The following is a 16,115-nucleotide window of genomic DNA, read 5'->3' as shown; positions in this document are numbered from 1 at the left end:
GAAAAACCATGGAATCTGCGTGGTTACCCCGACATAGCCGGGGTCTACCCCCAAGGTGATAGGGGCTTCTCTCCCTTAAGCAAACGGCGGCGAATATACCTGCGGGAGTGGAGGGTGAGCGCCCATAGACTCACAGCGGAAAAGCCGAAAAGAAGCATGAACGCGGCACTACGAATGCCGATCCAGTGATTGGCCATGGCGAACAGGAGCGGCAGCAGGAAACCGGCCAGGCAACCGGACAGCAACATCAGTCCTGCACAGAAGGCGGTTCGTTCCGGCTGTAGCTCGACCAGCAGACGCAGCAAACTGCCAAGGGCAATGCCGAGCGTGACGCCCAGTAGACCGATCAGACCGATTTCAACCGCTAGCGGCAGGGCAATCTGGAGGTGGATCAATCCGCGACTGCCTTCCACCGCCAGCGACATGGTGGGGTAGGACAGCAGAAGACCGGGAATGAGACTGGCCATGAGCGCCCGGCGCAGTACCGGCACGGCGCCACACCGGTCAGCCAGCCAACCTCCCAGCACTTGGCACAGCGCTGCAGGCGCTATGAAGCCGGTTGCCAGGCGGGCGCCATGATTCAGCGGCAAATCGAAACTGGCGCTGATGAAGTCTGGCAGCCATAGGGCGAGGGCCAGGATGCCGCCCCCCGTCACGGCAAACAACAGGCACAGCAGGAGCACGTCGGCGTTATAGAGCAATCCTATATTGCCAGGCTTGCGGTTAGGGCCGTGATAATTCGTTGGCCTCGTATCGGGCTCGGTCAGCAGCGCGTAAAGTGCCGTCACAACCACCAGCAGGACCAGGTAGGCCATTGGCGCCGCGCGCCAGCTATAGGCTTCGTGAACGACCGATACCAGGTAATAGTTGAAACCGGCGCCGAGCATGCCGACGGTGAAGAGGCTGAGAGCCAGTCCCCGGTGGCGGGGCGGAGCACGATTGGATAGAAACTGGAGGCCCGAGCTGAAGGTGCCGCCGGCGAGCCCCAGCCCACAGGCCACCAAAAAATAGCTCCACAGGCTTTCGACCCAGCTCAACAGGGCCATAATAGGTATCAGACCGGCCAGACAGCCCAGCATGACACTACGGGCACCGAAACGCTGTGCGAGAATCCCGGCGGGAACGGCAATCACGCCTCCGGAAAGAATGGGAAGGGCCAGCAACAGCCCGAACTGGATATCTGTCAGTCCCAACTGGGTACGGACATGGACACCAATAACGGCGAACAGGGTCCAGCAGCCAAATGCCACGAAAAATCCGGCAAAGGCGGGGGGCAGAATCGTTGCCAGGGACAGCAGACTGTCCTGTCGTAGTTCCGTGGTTTGCATGGCGCTGTGCCCCAGGCTCGGGCCTGTGGCATCCACTGTAGGTTGACACAAAAAGTATCTGCCTAGTTTTCGTGGCCAGGGTGGTTGAGCGCAAAGGGTTTTACGGGGGACCGCCTCCTTGGGTATCCCTCTATCCAGTTGGAGGTAGTAGGGTATTCCCCCGAAGCCTGCTGGAATTGTTTTGCTACTCGGTTTCTGCAGGGTGCAGACATCGGTCCATCAATTGTTATGATGAGCACCAACATGGATTCCAACTGAAGGTTATGGCTTCCAGGACTTCTCTAGTACACCGGATAACCGTGGTCGTCGGGGCCATCACGCTGATCGCCCTGACGAATATGCTGGTCTCGTTGACCATTTCCACCAGCATCCAGGGCAGTGCCACGGCCATCAACGTCGCCGGCTCGCTGCGTTTGCACAGCTTCGGGCTGCTGTCCGATATGTATGAAATCAGCCGGGCGCAGACCGCCTATACCGAGGCGGAGCGCCTGAAGGTGATCGAGCAGTTCGGCGATCGGCTGCGTTCTCCGGACCTGACGCGCACCCTGCCAGAGGACTCCGCCCATCCCCTGCGTCAGCAGTACCAGCTGATCCTCGATCACTGGGCTAACGACATCCGACCCGCCCTGGCGTTGCCCCCTGACCAAGCCCTGAACCAGGGACTGCGAAGTCAGATCGAGCAGTTCGTCGCGCAGATCAACCGTCTGGTCACCCTGTTGGAGGAGCGCGCCGAGGCGCGCGTTCAGGTCATGAACATCGTGCAGATGGTCAGCCTCGTGCTGTCGGTGCTGATCATCCTGTTCCTTTTCGTCGACATCAAACGTCGGGTACTCGATCCGCTCGGACGGCTGGTGGATATCGCTGGCGCCGTAGCGCGTAAGGATTTCTCGCAACGCGCCCATCTGGGCGGGGCCGACGAGCTGTCCCGGCTGGGGCAGGCCTTCGACCAGATGACCAGTCAGCTCAGCCTCAGTTACGAGCAACTGGAATCGGAGACCCAGCAGAAGACCGCGGAACTCGAGCGCAGCAACGCTGCCCTGGAGTTGCTGCACCGTACCAGCCGCAATCTGTTTGCCAGTCATGACCTCTGTAATGGCGCGATCCCCATGTTGCAGGAGCTGGAGCAGCTGCTGGGCGTGGGGCCGATCCTTCTGTTCCTGCATGACAAGAACACGCCCCAGCCGGTCCAGGCAGTCGTGACCGCTACCCGGGAACGCCCGTTCTATTGTCGGGATCATGATTGCAACGCCTGCCTGGTCGCGCCGGAGCAGTACGACGCGCTCCCTTCCGAGGACAACGACGGGCGGCGCCTGCTGTTGCCAATCCGGACCAGCAACCAGTTGCTGGGTACGCTCGAGGTTTGGTACCCGGCAAACGAACACCTGCCGGAATCCTCACGGCGGCTGCTGGAAACCCTGTGCGACCAATTGGCCACAGCCATCTTCCTCGAACGGCAGATTACGGAAGAACAGCAACTGACCCTGGCCGAGGAGCGAGCGGTCATCGCCCGCGAACTGCATGACTCCCTCGCCCAGTCACTGACCTACCTGAAGATGCAGGTGGCTCGCCTGAGCCGGCTTGAAGTGGCGGGAGAGCAGAGCGCGTTCCATGCCGAAATCCTGAATGAGCTGAGTACCGGCCTCAACAGCGCCTACCGCCAGCTGCGGGAACTGCTGACCACGTTCCGGCTTAAACTCGACACGCCGGATCTGGCAACCGCAGTGCGGCAGACCGTGGGTGAGTTTGCCGAAAGACTCGGCACGCCGGTAGAACTGGAATACGAACTACCTGCCCGGATTCTTTCTCCCAATGAGGAGATCCATATCCTGCAGATTATCCGTGAGGCGCTGGCCAATGCGGTGAAGCATGCCCAGGCCACCGAAGTGATCGTCCGTGTGGACTTTCGCTCGCCCCAGGTACGGGTCGCAATTCTCGACAATGGTGTGGGTATGCCCGGTGGCGACCAGCCGCTACAACACTATGGCATGATCATCATGCAGGATCGGGCCCGCACCTTGGGCGGCAAGCTGACGGTGGGTAACCGGGCGACGGGCGGCGTGGAGATTATGTTGAGTTTCGTGCCCAAGAGCCGCCATGTGATATCCAGCGAGGTCTCGGCGGGTTGACCCCCACGCAAGAACAGACTATCGAACCACCAGGAATCAGGAGCGCCTATGGCTGATACGCCGGCAAGTATCCTTTTGATCGATGACCATCCGCTGTTGCGGCAGGGCATCAAGCAGTTGATCGACATGGAACCGGATATGGCGGTGGCCGGTGAGGCCAGCAATGCCATGGACGGCGTGCAGAAGGCGATCGACATCGAACCGGACCTGATCCTGCTGGATCTCAACATGCCGGAGATGAATGGCATCGAGGCCCTGAAGAAGCTGCGGGAAGAAAATATCAGTTCCCGTATCGTCATCTTTACCGTGTCCGACAGTGAAGATGATGTGGTCGAAGCCCTGCGTGCCGGTGCCGATGGCTATCTGCTCAAGGACATGGAGCCGCTGGACATGATTGACCAGTTGAAGCAGGCCGCCCTGGGCAAGATGGTGATCAGCGACAAACTCACCACGTTACTGGCCCAGGCCTTGCGTTCGCAGAAGCCTCAGCCAGAAGCAAAACCGGACTACGCAAGTCTGACGCCACGGGAACGTGACATCCTCAAGCTGATCGCCGACGGCCTGTCGAACAAGATGATCGGCCGCCGGCTCGATATCAGCGACGGTACCGTGAAGGTCCACGTCAAGCACCTGCTGAAAAAACTCAACCTGCGTTCGCGGGTGGAAGTGGCTGTGTGGGCCGTAGAGGAGGGGCTGCGGTAAGGAAAACAGCGCCCAGGCTGCGATAAATCAAGTTATTGCGAGATGCTTCGCGCTAAGCTTTCTCCGTGTTGCAAGAACCCGACGTGTAAAACGGAGTATCTTCATGCCCCAGCCCGAGGCCGTCGTTCGCAGTTACCTTCCGCTATTGAGGCAGGCTGCCGGCGTCGCCAGCAGCCTGCTACCTTCACCGCTCCCGCTATTGGGCGCCGTCGATCGGCAGGTCCCGTTACCTTTCAAGCAAGCTATTGCGGAGCTTCCGCTCAACCGACTGTTCGGTAAGGCCATCGCCGACGGCGAATTCGAACCGTTCGAAGGCCGGGTTATCCGGTTGGAAGTGAATGGGGGCGGGCCCGGTGTCAGCCTGGGTTTCTGGCAGTCGCGCCTGCGTGTCGTCGAGGGGCCGGGCGAAGCCACCATTCGCGGATCGATTGCCGCGTTCCGGCAACTGGCCCAAAGGCAGCAGGACCCGGATCAGCTGTTCTTCCAGCGTCGACTCATTATTGAAGGCGACACGGAGTTGGGGCTGGGCTTGCGGAACCTGCTCGACAGCCTGGAGTGGTCGTTGGTGCCTGCCTTCTGGACCCGGCTCCAGGCTGTTCGTCGACGTCAGTTGCCGACCTGATCCATGCCGGGCGCGCCGTACCAGTAGCCGTTGCAGGGCGGCGCTTCCACCAATTCCAGCGGATCGCGTAGGGGCATGACCCCGCGGCGCACCAGATCGAACCGTTTCACCACGTCCTCCATGCCTTTGCGCTCCGGGCTCAGTCGGGCCACGCTCACGCCCATGTCGGTCATGTCCGGGAGGTGGCGCATCAGGTCATAGCGTGCACCGGAAAGGGTAGAGGTACCGTTGATGCGAAACAGTGGCTGCGCTTCCTGCGACGTCAGTTCAAGGCCTTCCGGATGCTCGAGGCAGCGAAAGCTGCAATTGTCTTTTGGCAGATTGTAGTGGCGGGCCGTAAAACATCGCGAGGACCAGGCCAGTGGCAGGAACCCCCAACTGAAGACTTCCACTGGTGCGCTCAACTCCGTCTGGCGGATTTCGCCCTGCATGTCGTCCAGCGTGGCCTTCGATAACTCGACGGGCAGGTTCCAGCGTTTGAGACCGTTCTCCACCAGCAGTCGAAGGGTCGAGGTATTGTAGATGTTCATGGCCGGGCCGGTGATGAAGGGCAGGCCGGCTTCTATGGCCAGTTGCAGTGCGCTCTGGTCATTGGCTTCGACGGTGAACTCGCCCTGCTCGCAGAATCGGCGCAGGCGGCGAAGATCTGCCTCGGACTCCACCAGGGTCAGTGTCGACAGCACGACCTCCTTACCGCAGGCCTTCAGGTCCCGGGCCAACGCCAGCCAGTCGTCCGGCTTCAGTTCCCGGCGCCGGGAACAGACGGCCTCGCCGAGGTAGATAATGTCCACGGGCCATTCGGCCGCCTCGGCGTAGAAGTCGAAGACCGCCTGGCGCGACCAGAACCACAGGATCGGCCCCAGGGAAAGTTTCATCACAGCTCCTGTTTCGGTGTTTATTTCCACTTGCGGTGGTAGGCGCCCAGGGTGGTCAGGCCACCCTCGGAAAGTCCGGCCAGCGTATGCTGCCAGTTCGGTTTGACACTGTAGTCTGCCGGAGCCTTCGCGAGGCTATCCAGCGCCCCCCGCCACGTGCGGGCGACCTCGGCGATGTAAGCCGGGCTGCGTTGACGGCCCTCGATCTTCACCGCCTGGATGCCCAGGGCCTGCAGTTCCGGCAGCAGGTCGAGCGTGTTCAGGCTGACCGGCTCCTCGATGGCGTGGTAAGTGTCGCCCTCGACATTGAAACGGCCCTTGCACAGGGTCGGGTAGCCGGCCGGTTCGTCTTTGTGGTAGCGGTCGATCAACACGTCATTGAGGCGGGATTCCAGGCCGCCGTCCGGGGTTTCCTGCCAGCGCACCGCTTTGGCCGGTGAGCAGGCGCCGCGGGTGTTGGGCGATTCATCGGTGATGTATGACGAGAGATAACAGCGACCCTCGGCCATGATACACAGGCTGCCGAAGCCAAAGACTTCAAGCTCGACCGGGCTGTGGCGAGCCACGTTGCGGACCTGGTCCAGTGACAGGACACGGGGGAGCACCGCACGACGGATGCCGAACTGCTGCTTGTAAAAACGCAGGGCCTCGTAGCTGGTCGCAGATCCCTGGACCGAGAGATGTCTTGGCAGGTCGGGATACCGGTTGGCGGCATAGTCCAGCAGTCCCATATCAGCGAGGATCAACGCATCTACGCCCAGCGCCGCAGCACGATCGACGGCTGCGGTCCACTGCGACCAGCCCGACGGCTGGGGAAACGTATTGATGGCACAGAAGACGCGGCGACCCTGCCTATGGGCGTAATCGATACCTTCCGCTGCGCGGGTTTCGTTAAAGTTGAGGCCGGCAAACTGCCGCGCATTGGTACTGTCCCGAAAACCGAGATAAACGGCGTCGGCACCGTTGTCGATGGCCTTCTTAAGCGCGGGCAAGCTGCCGGCGGGGCAGACGAGTTCCATGCCTTACTCCATCCGGGGGAAGGGACCTGGCAAGCCTTGGGGGCTGCCAACATCTTCTTGCGGCTATGGCTTGGGTGTGCCCCAACCGCAGGGGCTGGGGCCAGAGGGCAATTACTTCAGCCCCAGGACCCACTCGGCCAGCTTCAGAGCTTCCTCTTCAGTAACCGCATTAGGCGGCATTGGGATCTGGCCCCAGTTGCCGGATGTGCCGTTCTTGATGTGATCGGCCAGGCGCTGCTTGGTGGCGTCGTCGTCCGGGTACTTTGCGGCAACCTCGTTAAGGGCCGGTCCGACCAGCTTCTGGTCGACGCGGTGACAGGCGACACAGGGCTTACTGCTAAACAGGGCCTGACCGTCATCCGCTGCGAATACCGGTACGGCGGGTGCGGCGAGCAGGACAGTGAATGCGACTGACAGTGGATACTTCATCATTTCTCTCTCGACTGTGTATGTCTTTGTTTGTCGGCCGGAAACTCAGGCCGCCTCGTGTTTAAGCATGGTGTCAAAACCGGCTCGGGCCTCGCGGAACCGGTCTTTGGGAAAGTGGATCGATATGCCTTCCAGCGCGGCCAGCAGCATTTCCAGGTGCGCGTCCCAGCCGGCGCAGGACAGGGCCACGTTGCCATCGTCAGGCAGATCGAGTGACAGGATCAGGTGCGTGCCGACGTGGGTCTGCTTCAACTCCCAGCGAATGGGGCGTTCAGGGTCGGTCCCTGCGCTCCAGGAATAGGCCAGTAGTTCCGGCGGTCTAATAGCATGGACCTGACAATCGATGGCGCTGCCGCTCAGTCCGAAATCCAGTTTCACCACACCGCCCCGGCGTTGCTCGACATAGCCGGCAGCGAGCCATTGCGGCAGGTGCACGGAGTCGGTGAGCATGGTCCAGACCTGCTCTATGTCGTGGTCAATATTCCGCTCCAGGCGGGCGACCACACGATTTCCCTTTCGCCTGATCTCTCCCCAACACATGGCTTCATCCGGCATGGTGTCCTCCGGTATCAAGGATTTAGTAGCAGATTAAGGTGGAACCGGGACCACCGCCTTGATGAGCGTCAATTGGAAGGCTTGTTGGCGACTTTCGGTCAAGGAACGTCAACAGTGGGTCAATGGGATCGGGGTGAGCTTTGGTTACTGTGGGAGGCCTCATTAACTGGTGAGCCGATCCCGTTGGTCGGCCTGAATCTGAGGTGTTGCATGATCGAAGCCCATCAATTTGACCGCCCGGCCCTGGAGACCTGTGGTCACGGCCGGCTATTTCCCGGTGCGGTTCGTCTGCCGGTTGACTACATGCTGATGTTCGACCGCATTGTTCATATCGATGCCCATGACGGGGCTTTCGGTCAGGGCAGTGTCGAAGCCGAGTTGGATATCCACCCCGATCTCTGGTTCTTCCAGTGTCATTTTATCGATGATCCGGTCATGCCCGGCTGCCTGGGGCTGGACGCACTCTGGCAACTGGTTGGTTTCTTCCTGGGTTGGAGCGGTGACGAGGGTAAGGGGCGTGCCCTGGGCGCCGGTGAGGTTCGTTTCTTTGGCCAGGTGCTGCCTCATAACAAGCGGGTGAGCTACCGGCTGGATATCAAACGGGTCATTCGACGAAAACTGACCATGGCTATTGCGGACGGCAGCGTGTCTGTGGACGGCCGGGAAATCTATACCGCCCGCGACCTGCGGGTCGGGCTTTTCACCGATACCGATGGGTTCTAGGAGGTCAGTATGAGACGGGTTGTCGTGACAGGCATGGGAATCGTGTCGAGCCTCGGCTACAACCAGGAGCAGGTTCTGGAGTCCCTGAAAACGGTAAAGCCGGGCATCGGCTTTAGTGAACAGGCGCGGGATGCGGGGCTGCGTAGCCAGGTGTGTGGGCAGATCAAGCTGGATCTGGCTGAGTTGATTGACCGCCGGCACCTGCGCTTCATGTGTCCCGCTGCCGGTTATACCTACCTGGCCATGGCGGAAGCTGTCGAGCAGGCGCAACTGGAACGATCTTCCATCCAGGATGAAATGACCGGTGTGGTCATGGGCACCGGCGGCGCATCGACGGTGGAGCTGATGGATGCGATCGACACGCACCGTGATCGCGGCCTGCGCCGGGTGGGGCCCTATCGCGTGCCGCGCACCATGGGGAGTTCGATCAATGCATCGCTGGCGACGGCGTTCGGGATTACTGGCGTCAACTATGGGATTACGTCAGCCTGCGCCACGAGTGCACATTGTATCGGCCACGCGCGGGACCTCATCGCCATGGGGCGTCAGGACGTCATGTTCGCTGGCGGTGGAGAGGATATCCACTGGAGCCTGAGCCTGTTGTTCGACGCCATGGGTGCGCTGTCGACACGCTATAACGACATGCCGGGGCGTGCTTCGCGCACCTATGATGCGGAACGCGATGGCTTCGTTATTTCCGGGGGTGGCGGTGTACTGGTGCTTGAAGCGTTAGAGCACGCCCAGGCACGTGGTGCACCGATCCTGGCGGAAGTCGTTGGATTCGGGGCTACTTCGGATGGCGCCGATATGGTGGCGCCGTCAGGGCGCGGTGCTGTGCGCTGTATGCAGCAGGCCCTTGCCGGCATTGACGATCCGGTAGCCTATATCAATACGCACGGCACCAGCACACCCGCCGGCGATATCATCGAACTCGAAGCCATTCGTGCGGTCTTCGGCCCGGAGATGCCCCTGCTGGCCTCAACCAAGCCGCTCAGTGGCCACGCATTGGGGGCTGCGGGCGTGCACGAGGCCATCTACAGCCTGCTTATGCAACAGCAGGGCTTTGTTACGCCATCGGCGAACATAGAAACCCTAGACTCACGGGCCGAAGGGTACCCCCTGGTCAGGGCGCTCGTCGAGGATCAGGCGTTGCCGTTGGTCATGAGCAATAGTTTCGGGTTTGGGGGCACGAATGCCTCGTTGGTCTTCAGGCGATGGCCTGCCTGAAGGCGCCCGGTGACTGACCCATCCAGCGTTTGAACGCGCGGCAGAATGCGCTGGGTTCGGAAAAGCCCAGCCTTTCCGCCACCTCAACCAGTGGGCGATCGAGGTCCTTCAGCAGGGTGACGGCCTCCTCGCGTCGCACATCGTCGAGCAGACGGCCAAACGTCAGGTTTTCCAGTCTGAGTTTCTTGTAAAGCGTATGCCGACTCATATGTAGCCTCGCGGCGACAGTGTCGACACGCACCGGCCCCTGGGCCAGTTCCTCGGCAATCAAGGGGCGAACCTTGAAGCTGAAAGCCATCGACGGCAGCACCCGGGTCTGGATCAGTTGCCAGAGACGCTGCAATTGGGAGGGAGACAATGCGGTGGACGGATGGTCCAACTGCTCAGGGGACGTCTCGGTATAGCGTGCAAGCAGGTTTGCACTGATACCCGCGGATTGGAGGTAGGTAATCATAGCCGTTACCAGGTTGGCGAAGGCGTCCGTGGTCATGCTGTTCTTCCCCGGGAGGGTGTACCCAACTGACTGCATCTGTATTTCAGCGTACATATGTTAGCTGAAAATATCCGGGTGAACCTTGAGTCTGGTCAAGTCGCCTGTCGTCGAGTCTCGGCACAATGCCGGCCCTGAACTCCATGCCGACATTGAATTCACAGATTCTGGATATGACGATGACGATCCCCGAACTACTGGCGCCTGCCGGTACGCTCGATCACCTGGAAACCGCTTTTGCCTATGGCGCCGATGCCGTCTATGCCGGTCAGCCCCGGTATTCGCTAAGGGTGCGCAACAACAGTTTCAAGGACCCGTCGGCGCTGGCCGAGGGAATGGAGCGCGCCCGGGCGCTGGGTCGGGCATTCTACCTGGTCTCCAACATCGCGCCGCATAACAGCAAGGTGCGCACCTATCTGAATGACCTGGAACCCATTGTCGAACAGGGACCGGATGCTTTGATCATGTCGGACCCGGGGTTGATCATGCTGGTGCGCGAGCATTGGCCGGATCAGCCGATACACCTCTCCGTCCAGGCCAATGCCGTCAACTGGGCCACGGTGGAGTTCTGGCGCCGGCAGGGCATACAGCGTGTCATCCTGTCCCGTGAACTGGCCCTGGATGAGGTTCGCGAGATCCGCGAGCGGGTGCCGGACATGGAGCTGGAGGTGTTTGTCCATGGTGCACTTTGCATGGCCTATTCCGGGCGCTGTCTGCTCTCCGGCTATATGAACCATCGTGACGCCAATCAGGGCGCCTGTACCAATGCCTGCCGCTGGAACTACCGTGCGGTTGACCACACGCACGATCACAGTGACGATTTGGTGGCTTCGAGTGCCGTGCAAACCGTCGAGCCCCGTGAGCTGTTGCTGGAAGAGCCTAATCGGCCCGGTAGTTTCATTCCGGCCTATGAGGACGAGCACGGCACGTACATCATGAACTCGCGGGACCTGCGTGCGGTTCAGCACGTCGGTGAACTGGTCCGCATGGGCGTACATTCGCTCAAGATCGAAGGCCGAACCAAGAGTACCTACTATGTTGCCCGCACCACGCAGGTCTACCGCCGGGCTATCGATAGCGCCGTGGCGGGGCAGCCATTCGATATGGCGTTGATGGATGAGTTGGAAGCCCTTTCAAATCGGGGCTACACGGAGGGGTTCCTGCGCCGTCACCTGCCACAGGACTACCAGAATTACGAACGGGGCACTTCGGATCTGGGTTCACAACAGTTGGTTGGCGCAGTCGTCGAGGCTTCGGATCACTGGCTCACCATTGACGTGAAGAATCGCTTCGCGCCCCATCAGCCGCTTGAGCTCATCACGCCGGCAGGCAGCCTGAGATTCGACGCTGCAACCATCGAGTCCTCCACTGGCCAAACCATGGAATACGCCCCCGGTAGCGGCTACCGCGTGCGCATTCCCCGACCCCAGGGCATCCGCGGAAGCCTGGAGCACAGCTTCCTGACCCGCTGGCTCAAATGATCCGCGAGAATCGTTGGTTGGGGTCAGCTTGGCGATAGCGGTCGAATACCTGACAGATCGCGCGGATCAGCAGGCGGCCCTTCGGCATAACCTTAAGGACGCCCCCTGAATCCGTGAGCAGGCCGTCATCGAGCATGGGCTGTAACCGCTGGTACTCCGGGGCAAAGTAGGTGTCGAAATCCTCGCCCCACGTCTCCCGGAGCAGCGCACGGTCCAGTTCGAACTGACAGATCAGGCGGTTGATCGTCCAGCGTCGGAGACGATCGTCGCGACTGAGCCGGACGCCCCTGTGGGTCGCCAACTGGCCGGCGTCGATACTGGCTTCATAGGCCGGCAGGTCGTGCAGATTCTGGAAGTAGGCGTGTTCCGTCTGGCCGATGGCGGAAACGCCGAGAGAGACCAGGTCGCAGTCGCCATGGGTGGTGTAGCCCTGGAAATTGCGATGCAGCCGGCCGTCGCGCTGGGCCACGGCCAGGCTGTCGTTCGGCTTGGCGAAATGATCCATGCCGATGTAGACGTAGCCCGCCTGCAGCAGGCGGTTGATGGTGTTCTGCAGGATGGTCAGTTTTTGCGCCGGTGAGGGCAGCGTGTCCGCCTGGATCCGGGTCTGTGGATAGAAGCGTGCCGGCAGGTGCGCATAGCTGAAGATCGACAGGCGGTCCGGCGACATCTCGATGACATGTTCCAGTGTCTCGGCGAAGGACTCCGGTGTCTGGTAGGGCAGGCCGTAGATCAGGTCCAGGTTGATGGAGTTGAATCCCAATTGCCGGGCTTCAGTCAATACAGCTTCTGTCATGGCCCGGGGCTGGATACGATTGACCGCTTTCTGTACCTGGGGGTTGAGATCCTGCACGCCCAGGCTGATCCGGTTGAAACCCAGATACCACAGTGCCCCGAGGGTGTGTTCGCCGACCTCCCGTGGATCGATCTCGATACTGTAGTCGCGGGCCTCGTCCCACTGCAGGTTGAACAGCTCGAGATAGCCATCCATCAACCGCTGCATCACATCGTCGGGCAGGAATGTGGGTGTACCGCCGCCCCAATGCAGCTGACGCACGGGGCGATGGGGGCCGAATAGCCGGGCCTGGAGACGCGCTTCCTTCAGCAATCGGTCAACATAAGGGAGTGCCTTGTCACGCTTCTTTGTGATCACCTTGTTACAGGCGCAGTAGTAGCAAAGATGCGCACAGAACGGCAGGTGAGTGTACAAGGATAGTGGGCGGCCGCTGGATTGGCTGGCCTCGGCATTAGCCACGAAGTCGCTCGGCCCGTACGTATCGGTAAACTCCACAGCCGTCGGATAGGAGGTGTATCGCGGCCCCGTCAGATCATAGCGATGGATCAGCGCTTCGTCCCAGAATTCGGAAGCGTTTGACGGCGTGTTGGCTGAGCGCTGCTGGAGACGTTGTTGCGAAGTCATGATGCATTCGCCGGGCAATGGATGAGGTTGCAATAGTAGCAACGCGCGCTTTTGCGGCCTCTTCCCCGGAGGCTATAGGCTATCTACCTCTTTGGAGGTGGGTGATGCTATGAATGCTTTGTCTATCAGTAGCTTAAAAGATAATTTGCTTGGGTCCGAGCGATGGATCGATGGGTGGAAACGTCGGGTTACTCCCAATGAACTGGCTGCGCCGACTGGCTACCCAAAGAGGAGTAGTGCCTTCGCAACTTTATGATATAAAAGCATTTAATCTGCCCTTCCTGTACGGCTGAATGCCTGCTTTCTGACAGGGCCGAGCGAGGCCCTTGTGAGCTTGAGAAATATCAATTCCCGCACCCTGGGCCCTCACTAGAGTTGCCGTAACCCTCTGAATGCCATTTTGGAGATTTATATGGCGACAACGGCAGCTCCCGCCCGAGGGGACCAGAATCGGGCCCTCGGGATCTCAACTTTCGCGTTTACACTGTGTTTTGCGGTGTGGACGATTTTTTCCATCATCGGTCTTAAGCTGAAGCAGGATTTCGGGCTGTCCGAAACCCAGCTTGGCCTGTTGATGGCCACCCCTATCCTGACCGGCTCCATCAGCCGTCTGTTTCTGGGGATCTGGGCCGACCGTTTCGGTGGCCGCAAGGTCTTCTCGCTGGTGATGCTGGCGACGTCCGCTTGCGTGTATCTGCTGACGTTTGCCAATAGCTATCCGATGCTGCTGGTGGCTGCCCTCGGTGTGGGGCTGGCGGGTGGTTCCTTTATCGTCGGTGTGACCTACACCGCCGCCTGGTTCGAACCCTCCAGACAAGGCACCGCCCTGGGTATCTTCGGTGCGGGCAACGTCGGTGCCGCCCTGACCAATTTCGGCGCACCGTTCCTATTGCTGGCGTTGGGCTGGCAGGGAACCGCCCAGGTTTACGCGACGGTCCTGGCCATCATGGGTGTAGTGTTCTTCGTCATTGCGAAGGAGGATCCACTCGCTGCCGAACGTCAGGGCCGTCGCAGCGAGAGTTTCATGCAGCAAATGGCGCCGCTGGCCGAAGTCCGTGTCTGGCGCTTCTCGCTGTACTACTTCTTCGTATTTGGCGCCTTCGTGGCACTCGCGTTGTGGCTGCCACACTACCTGATCGAGGTCTATGGCCTGGACATCGCCACCGCCGGTGTCATCGCCGCGCTCTATACCGTTCCGGCTTCCCTTTTCCGGATCCTCGGTGGCTGGTTGTCCGACCGCTACGGCGCCCGCCGGGTCATGTACTGGACATTGATTGCCTCGGTGATCTGCACCTTCCTGCTGAGCTACCCGCCGACCGATTACACGGTCGAGGGTGTGAAAGGCGATATCGCCTTCAGTCTGGCGATGAGCCTGCCAGCCTTCATTCTGCTGACCTTCGTGCTGGGCTTCTTCATGTCCCTGGGCAAAGCCGCCGTGTTCAAGCACATCCCGGTCTATTACCCCCGGCATGTGGGTGCGGTCGGCGGTGTCGTCGGCATGATCGGTGGTTTGGGCGGCTTCCTGATGCCGCTGACCTTCGGCATGCTCAACGATGTCATCGGCATCTGGCAAAGCTGTTTCATGCTGCTGTTCGTTATCGTGACCGCAGCGCTGGTGTGGATGCACTATGCCATCCGTTCCGCCGAGCGCGTGGAGTGGAGCCAGAAGGAAGAGAAGACTGACCTGCCCGAGTTGGCTACGCCGTCCATGTTCGTGCTGGACGACTGGCGCCCGGAGGATCCGGAATTCTGGGAAGCCAAGGGCAAGGGCATTGCCCGGCGTAACCTGTGGATCTCGATTCCCAACCTGTTCCTGGCCTTCGCGGTATGGACCATCTGGAGCATCCTGGTGGTGAAGATGCCTAAGCTGGGCTTTGACTACAGCTCCAACCAGTTGTTCTGGCTCGCGGCCTTGCCGGCGTTGTCCGGCGCAACCCTGCGCATCTTCTACAGTTTCATGGTGCCCATCTTCGGCGGCCGCCGCTGGACAGCTATCTCTACCGCCTCGTTGCTGCTGCCGTGCATCTGGATCGGCTTCGCTATCCAGGATACCAGTACGCCGTACCTGGTGATGCTGGTGCTGGCACTGCTTTGTGGCTTCGGTGGTGGTAACTTCGCCTCCAGTATGGCCAATATCAGCTTCTTCTATCCGCAGTCCCAGAAGGGCGCAGCCCTTGGCCTGAATGCCGGCCTGGGCAACCTGGGCGTGTCCGGTATGCAGTTGTTGGCGCCGCTGGTGATCGCCAGTAGCGTATTCGGTAACTGGGCGGGGGATGGCCTGACCATTGTCACCGGTCCCAATCAGGGCGAGATGCTATGGTTGCAGAATGCGGCCTTTATCTGGGCGCCGCTAATCGTCGTCGGCGCCATCGCCGCCTGGTTCGGTATGAACGATATTGCCGATGCCAAATCCAGCTTCCGCGACCAGGCAGTCATCTTCCGTCGCGCCGACAACTGGCGCATGTGCTGGCTCTACCTGGGGATGTTCGGCAGCTTCATCGGCTTTGCCGCCGGCTTCCCGCTGCTGTCAGGCATGCAGTTCCCGCAGGTCGACCCGGTGAAGTTCGCTTTCCTGGGGCCATTGGTCGGCGCGTTGTCCCGACCGGTGGGCGGTATCCTGGCGGACAAGCTGGGTGGAGCTCGCGTAACCTTCTGGACGTTCGCAGTGATGATCCTGGGCATTATGGGTGTGCTTTACTTCCTGCCCGGCGATAACGGGGCGGGCAATTTCTGGGGCTTCTTCTTGATGTTCCTGGTGCTTTTCGCGGCCTCAGGCATCGGCAACGGCTCGACTTTCCGTATGGTCCCCATCATCTTCCGCGACCTGCTGATGAAGGAAATCGGCGGCCAGGACAAGACGCGTGCCGAAAAGGCCGCGAACAAGGAGTCTGCGGCGGTGCTGGGATTCATCTCCGCATTTGCCGCCTACGGCGGGTTCTTTATCCCCAAATCCTACGGTACCTCGATCGACCTGACTGGCGGGGTGGCGCCGGCGCTGATCGGCTTCATCGTGTTCTATGCCAGCTGCATGGTGCTGACCTGGTGGTACTACTCAAGACGCAATGCGCCGTTCCCGTGCTAGTCCCACGGCAGTGATGCATTAACCCGTTAATCCGCC

14 protein-coding genes are annotated in these 16,115 nt (G+C 60.4%); 7 read left to right on the top strand and 7 right to left on the bottom strand.

What is annotated here, in order from left to right:
* Positions 1–44 precede the first annotated feature (44 nt).
* Positions 45–1,328, bottom strand: a complete 1,284-nt coding sequence (locus tag RE428_RS18700) for an MFS transporter (protein ID WP_004580659.1) — start codon at positions 1,326–1,328, stop codon at positions 45–47.
* Positions 1,329–1,591: 263 nt separating this feature from the next.
* On the opposite strand from RE428_RS18700, the gene RE428_RS18695 reads away from it, so the two are divergent.
* The 3 genes from RE428_RS18695 (at position 1,592) to ubiT (ending at position 4,778) form a co-directional block, all read left to right on the top strand.
* The gene (locus RE428_RS18695; protein WP_051079776.1) at positions 1,592–3,454 is read left to right on the top strand and encodes a histidine kinase; all 1,863 of its coding nucleotides are present in this window, start codon (positions 1,592–1,594) and stop codon (positions 3,452–3,454) included.
* Positions 3,455–3,502: 48 nt separating this feature from the next.
* The gene (gene narL / locus RE428_RS18690) at positions 3,503–4,156 is read left to right on the top strand and encodes a two-component system response regulator NarL (protein ID WP_004580661.1); all 654 of its coding nucleotides are present in this window, start codon (positions 3,503–3,505) and stop codon (positions 4,154–4,156) included.
* 103 nt (positions 4,157–4,259) lie between these two features.
* Positions 4,260–4,778: a ubiquinone anaerobic biosynthesis accessory factor UbiT gene (gene ubiT, locus RE428_RS18685; protein WP_004580662.1), complete on the top strand. Its 519-nt coding sequence runs from the start codon at positions 4,260–4,262 to the stop codon at positions 4,776–4,778.
* On the opposite strand, the gene RE428_RS18680 is transcribed toward ubiT, so the two are convergent.
* The 4 genes from RE428_RS18680 to RE428_RS18665 form a co-directional block, all read right to left on the bottom strand.
* Positions 4,763–5,653, bottom strand: a complete 891-nt coding sequence (locus RE428_RS18680; RefSeq protein ID WP_004580663.1) for a U32 family peptidase — start codon at positions 5,651–5,653, stop codon at positions 4,763–4,765. The two genes, ubiT and RE428_RS18680, sit on opposite strands and share 16 nt — an antisense overlap.
* Positions 5,654–5,673: 20 nt before the next feature.
* The gene (gene ubiU / locus RE428_RS18675; protein WP_004580664.1) at positions 5,674–6,672 is read right to left on the bottom strand and encodes a ubiquinone anaerobic biosynthesis protein UbiU; all 999 of its coding nucleotides are present in this window, start codon (positions 6,670–6,672) and stop codon (positions 5,674–5,676) included.
* Positions 6,673–6,783: 111 nt separating this feature from the next.
* The gene (locus RE428_RS18670) at positions 6,784–7,101 is read right to left on the bottom strand and encodes a c-type cytochrome (RefSeq protein ID WP_004580665.1); all 318 of its coding nucleotides are present in this window, start codon (positions 7,099–7,101) and stop codon (positions 6,784–6,786) included.
* A gap of 45 nt (positions 7,102–7,146) precedes the next feature.
* On the bottom strand, positions 7,147–7,656 hold the full coding sequence (locus RE428_RS18665; protein ID WP_004580666.1) for an SRPBCC family protein: 510 nt from the start codon (positions 7,654–7,656) through the stop codon (positions 7,147–7,149).
* A gap of 210 nt (positions 7,657–7,866) precedes the next feature.
* Here RE428_RS18665 and fabA point away from each other — a divergent pair, with 210 nt between their 5' ends.
* On the top strand, positions 7,867–8,379 hold the full coding sequence (gene fabA, locus RE428_RS18660; RefSeq protein WP_004580667.1) for a bifunctional 3-hydroxydecanoyl-ACP dehydratase/trans-2-decenoyl-ACP isomerase: 513 nt from the start codon (positions 7,867–7,869) through the stop codon (positions 8,377–8,379).
* A 9-nt stretch (positions 8,380–8,388) separates the two neighbouring features.
* Positions 8,389–9,606, top strand: a complete 1,218-nt coding sequence (fabB, locus tag RE428_RS18655; RefSeq protein ID WP_004580668.1) for a beta-ketoacyl-ACP synthase I — start codon at positions 8,389–8,391, stop codon at positions 9,604–9,606.
* On the opposite strand, the gene RE428_RS18650 is transcribed toward fabB, so the two are convergent.
* Positions 9,587–10,096: a helix-turn-helix transcriptional regulator gene (locus RE428_RS18650; RefSeq protein WP_004580669.1), complete on the bottom strand. Its 510-nt coding sequence runs from the start codon at positions 10,094–10,096 to the stop codon at positions 9,587–9,589. The two genes, fabB and RE428_RS18650, sit on opposite strands and share 20 nt — an antisense overlap.
* Before the next feature lie 179 nt (positions 10,097–10,275).
* Between RE428_RS18650 and trhP the strand changes: the two genes are divergently transcribed.
* A complete protein-coding gene (trhP, locus tag RE428_RS18645) occupies positions 10,276–11,577 on the top strand; it encodes a prephenate-dependent tRNA uridine(34) hydroxylase TrhP (RefSeq protein WP_040883206.1) in 1,302 nt (433 codons plus the stop codon).
* Here trhP and hemN read toward each other — a convergent pair.
* Entirely contained in the window at positions 11,570–12,997 is a 1,428-nt protein-coding gene (gene hemN / locus RE428_RS18640) for an oxygen-independent coproporphyrinogen III oxidase (protein ID WP_004580671.1), read from the bottom strand. The genes trhP and hemN overlap by 8 nt on opposite strands.
* 412 nt (positions 12,998–13,409) lie before the next feature.
* On the opposite strand from hemN, the gene RE428_RS18635 reads away from it, so the two are divergent.
* A complete protein-coding gene (locus RE428_RS18635) occupies positions 13,410–16,079 on the top strand; it encodes a nitrate/nitrite transporter (RefSeq protein ID WP_004580672.1) in 2,670 nt (889 codons plus the stop codon).
* Positions 16,080–16,115: the final 36 nt, after the last annotated feature.

It is taken from the genome of Marinobacter nanhaiticus D15-8W, from assembly GCF_036511935.1.
GTDB classification, from domain to species: domain Bacteria; phylum Pseudomonadota; class Gammaproteobacteria; order Pseudomonadales; family Oleiphilaceae; genus Marinobacter_A; species Marinobacter_A nanhaiticus.
This window is presented reverse-complemented; position numbering and strand designations above follow the sequence as displayed.

Excerpts from the sequence above, each read along its gene's own strand:
- RE428_RS18700 (WP_004580659.1), bottom strand. The coding sequence starts at position 1,328 with ATGCAAACCACGGAACTACGACAGGACAGTCTGCTGTCCCTGGCAACG.
- RE428_RS18695 (WP_051079776.1), top strand. The coding sequence starts at position 1,592 with ATGGCTTCCAGGACTTCTCTAGTACACCGGATAACCGTGGTCGTCGGG.
- narL (WP_004580661.1), top strand. The coding sequence starts at position 3,503 with ATGGCTGATACGCCGGCAAGTATCCTTTTGATCGATGACCATCCGCTG.
- ubiT (WP_004580662.1), top strand. The coding sequence starts at position 4,260 with ATGCCCCAGCCCGAGGCCGTCGTTCGCAGTTACCTTCCGCTATTGAGG.
- RE428_RS18680 (WP_004580663.1), bottom strand. The coding sequence starts at position 5,653 with ATGAAACTTTCCCTGGGGCCGATCCTGTGGTTCTGGTCGCGCCAGGCG.
- ubiU (WP_004580664.1), bottom strand. The coding sequence starts at position 6,672 with ATGGAACTCGTCTGCCCCGCCGGCAGCTTGCCCGCGCTTAAGAAGGCC.
- RE428_RS18670 (WP_004580665.1), bottom strand. The coding sequence starts at position 7,101 with ATGAAGTATCCACTGTCAGTCGCATTCACTGTCCTGCTCGCCGCACCC.
- RE428_RS18665 (WP_004580666.1), bottom strand. The coding sequence starts at position 7,656 with ATGCCGGATGAAGCCATGTGTTGGGGAGAGATCAGGCGAAAGGGAAAT.
- fabA (WP_004580667.1), top strand. The coding sequence starts at position 7,867 with ATGATCGAAGCCCATCAATTTGACCGCCCGGCCCTGGAGACCTGTGGT.
- fabB (WP_004580668.1), top strand. The coding sequence starts at position 8,389 with ATGAGACGGGTTGTCGTGACAGGCATGGGAATCGTGTCGAGCCTCGGC.
- RE428_RS18650 (WP_004580669.1), bottom strand. The coding sequence starts at position 10,096 with ATGACCACGGACGCCTTCGCCAACCTGGTAACGGCTATGATTACCTAC.
- trhP (WP_040883206.1), top strand. The coding sequence starts at position 10,276 with ATGACGATCCCCGAACTACTGGCGCCTGCCGGTACGCTCGATCACCTG.
- hemN (WP_004580671.1), bottom strand. The coding sequence starts at position 12,997 with ATGACTTCGCAACAACGTCTCCAGCAGCGCTCAGCCAACACGCCGTCA.
- RE428_RS18635 (WP_004580672.1), top strand. The coding sequence starts at position 13,410 with ATGGCGACAACGGCAGCTCCCGCCCGAGGGGACCAGAATCGGGCCCTC.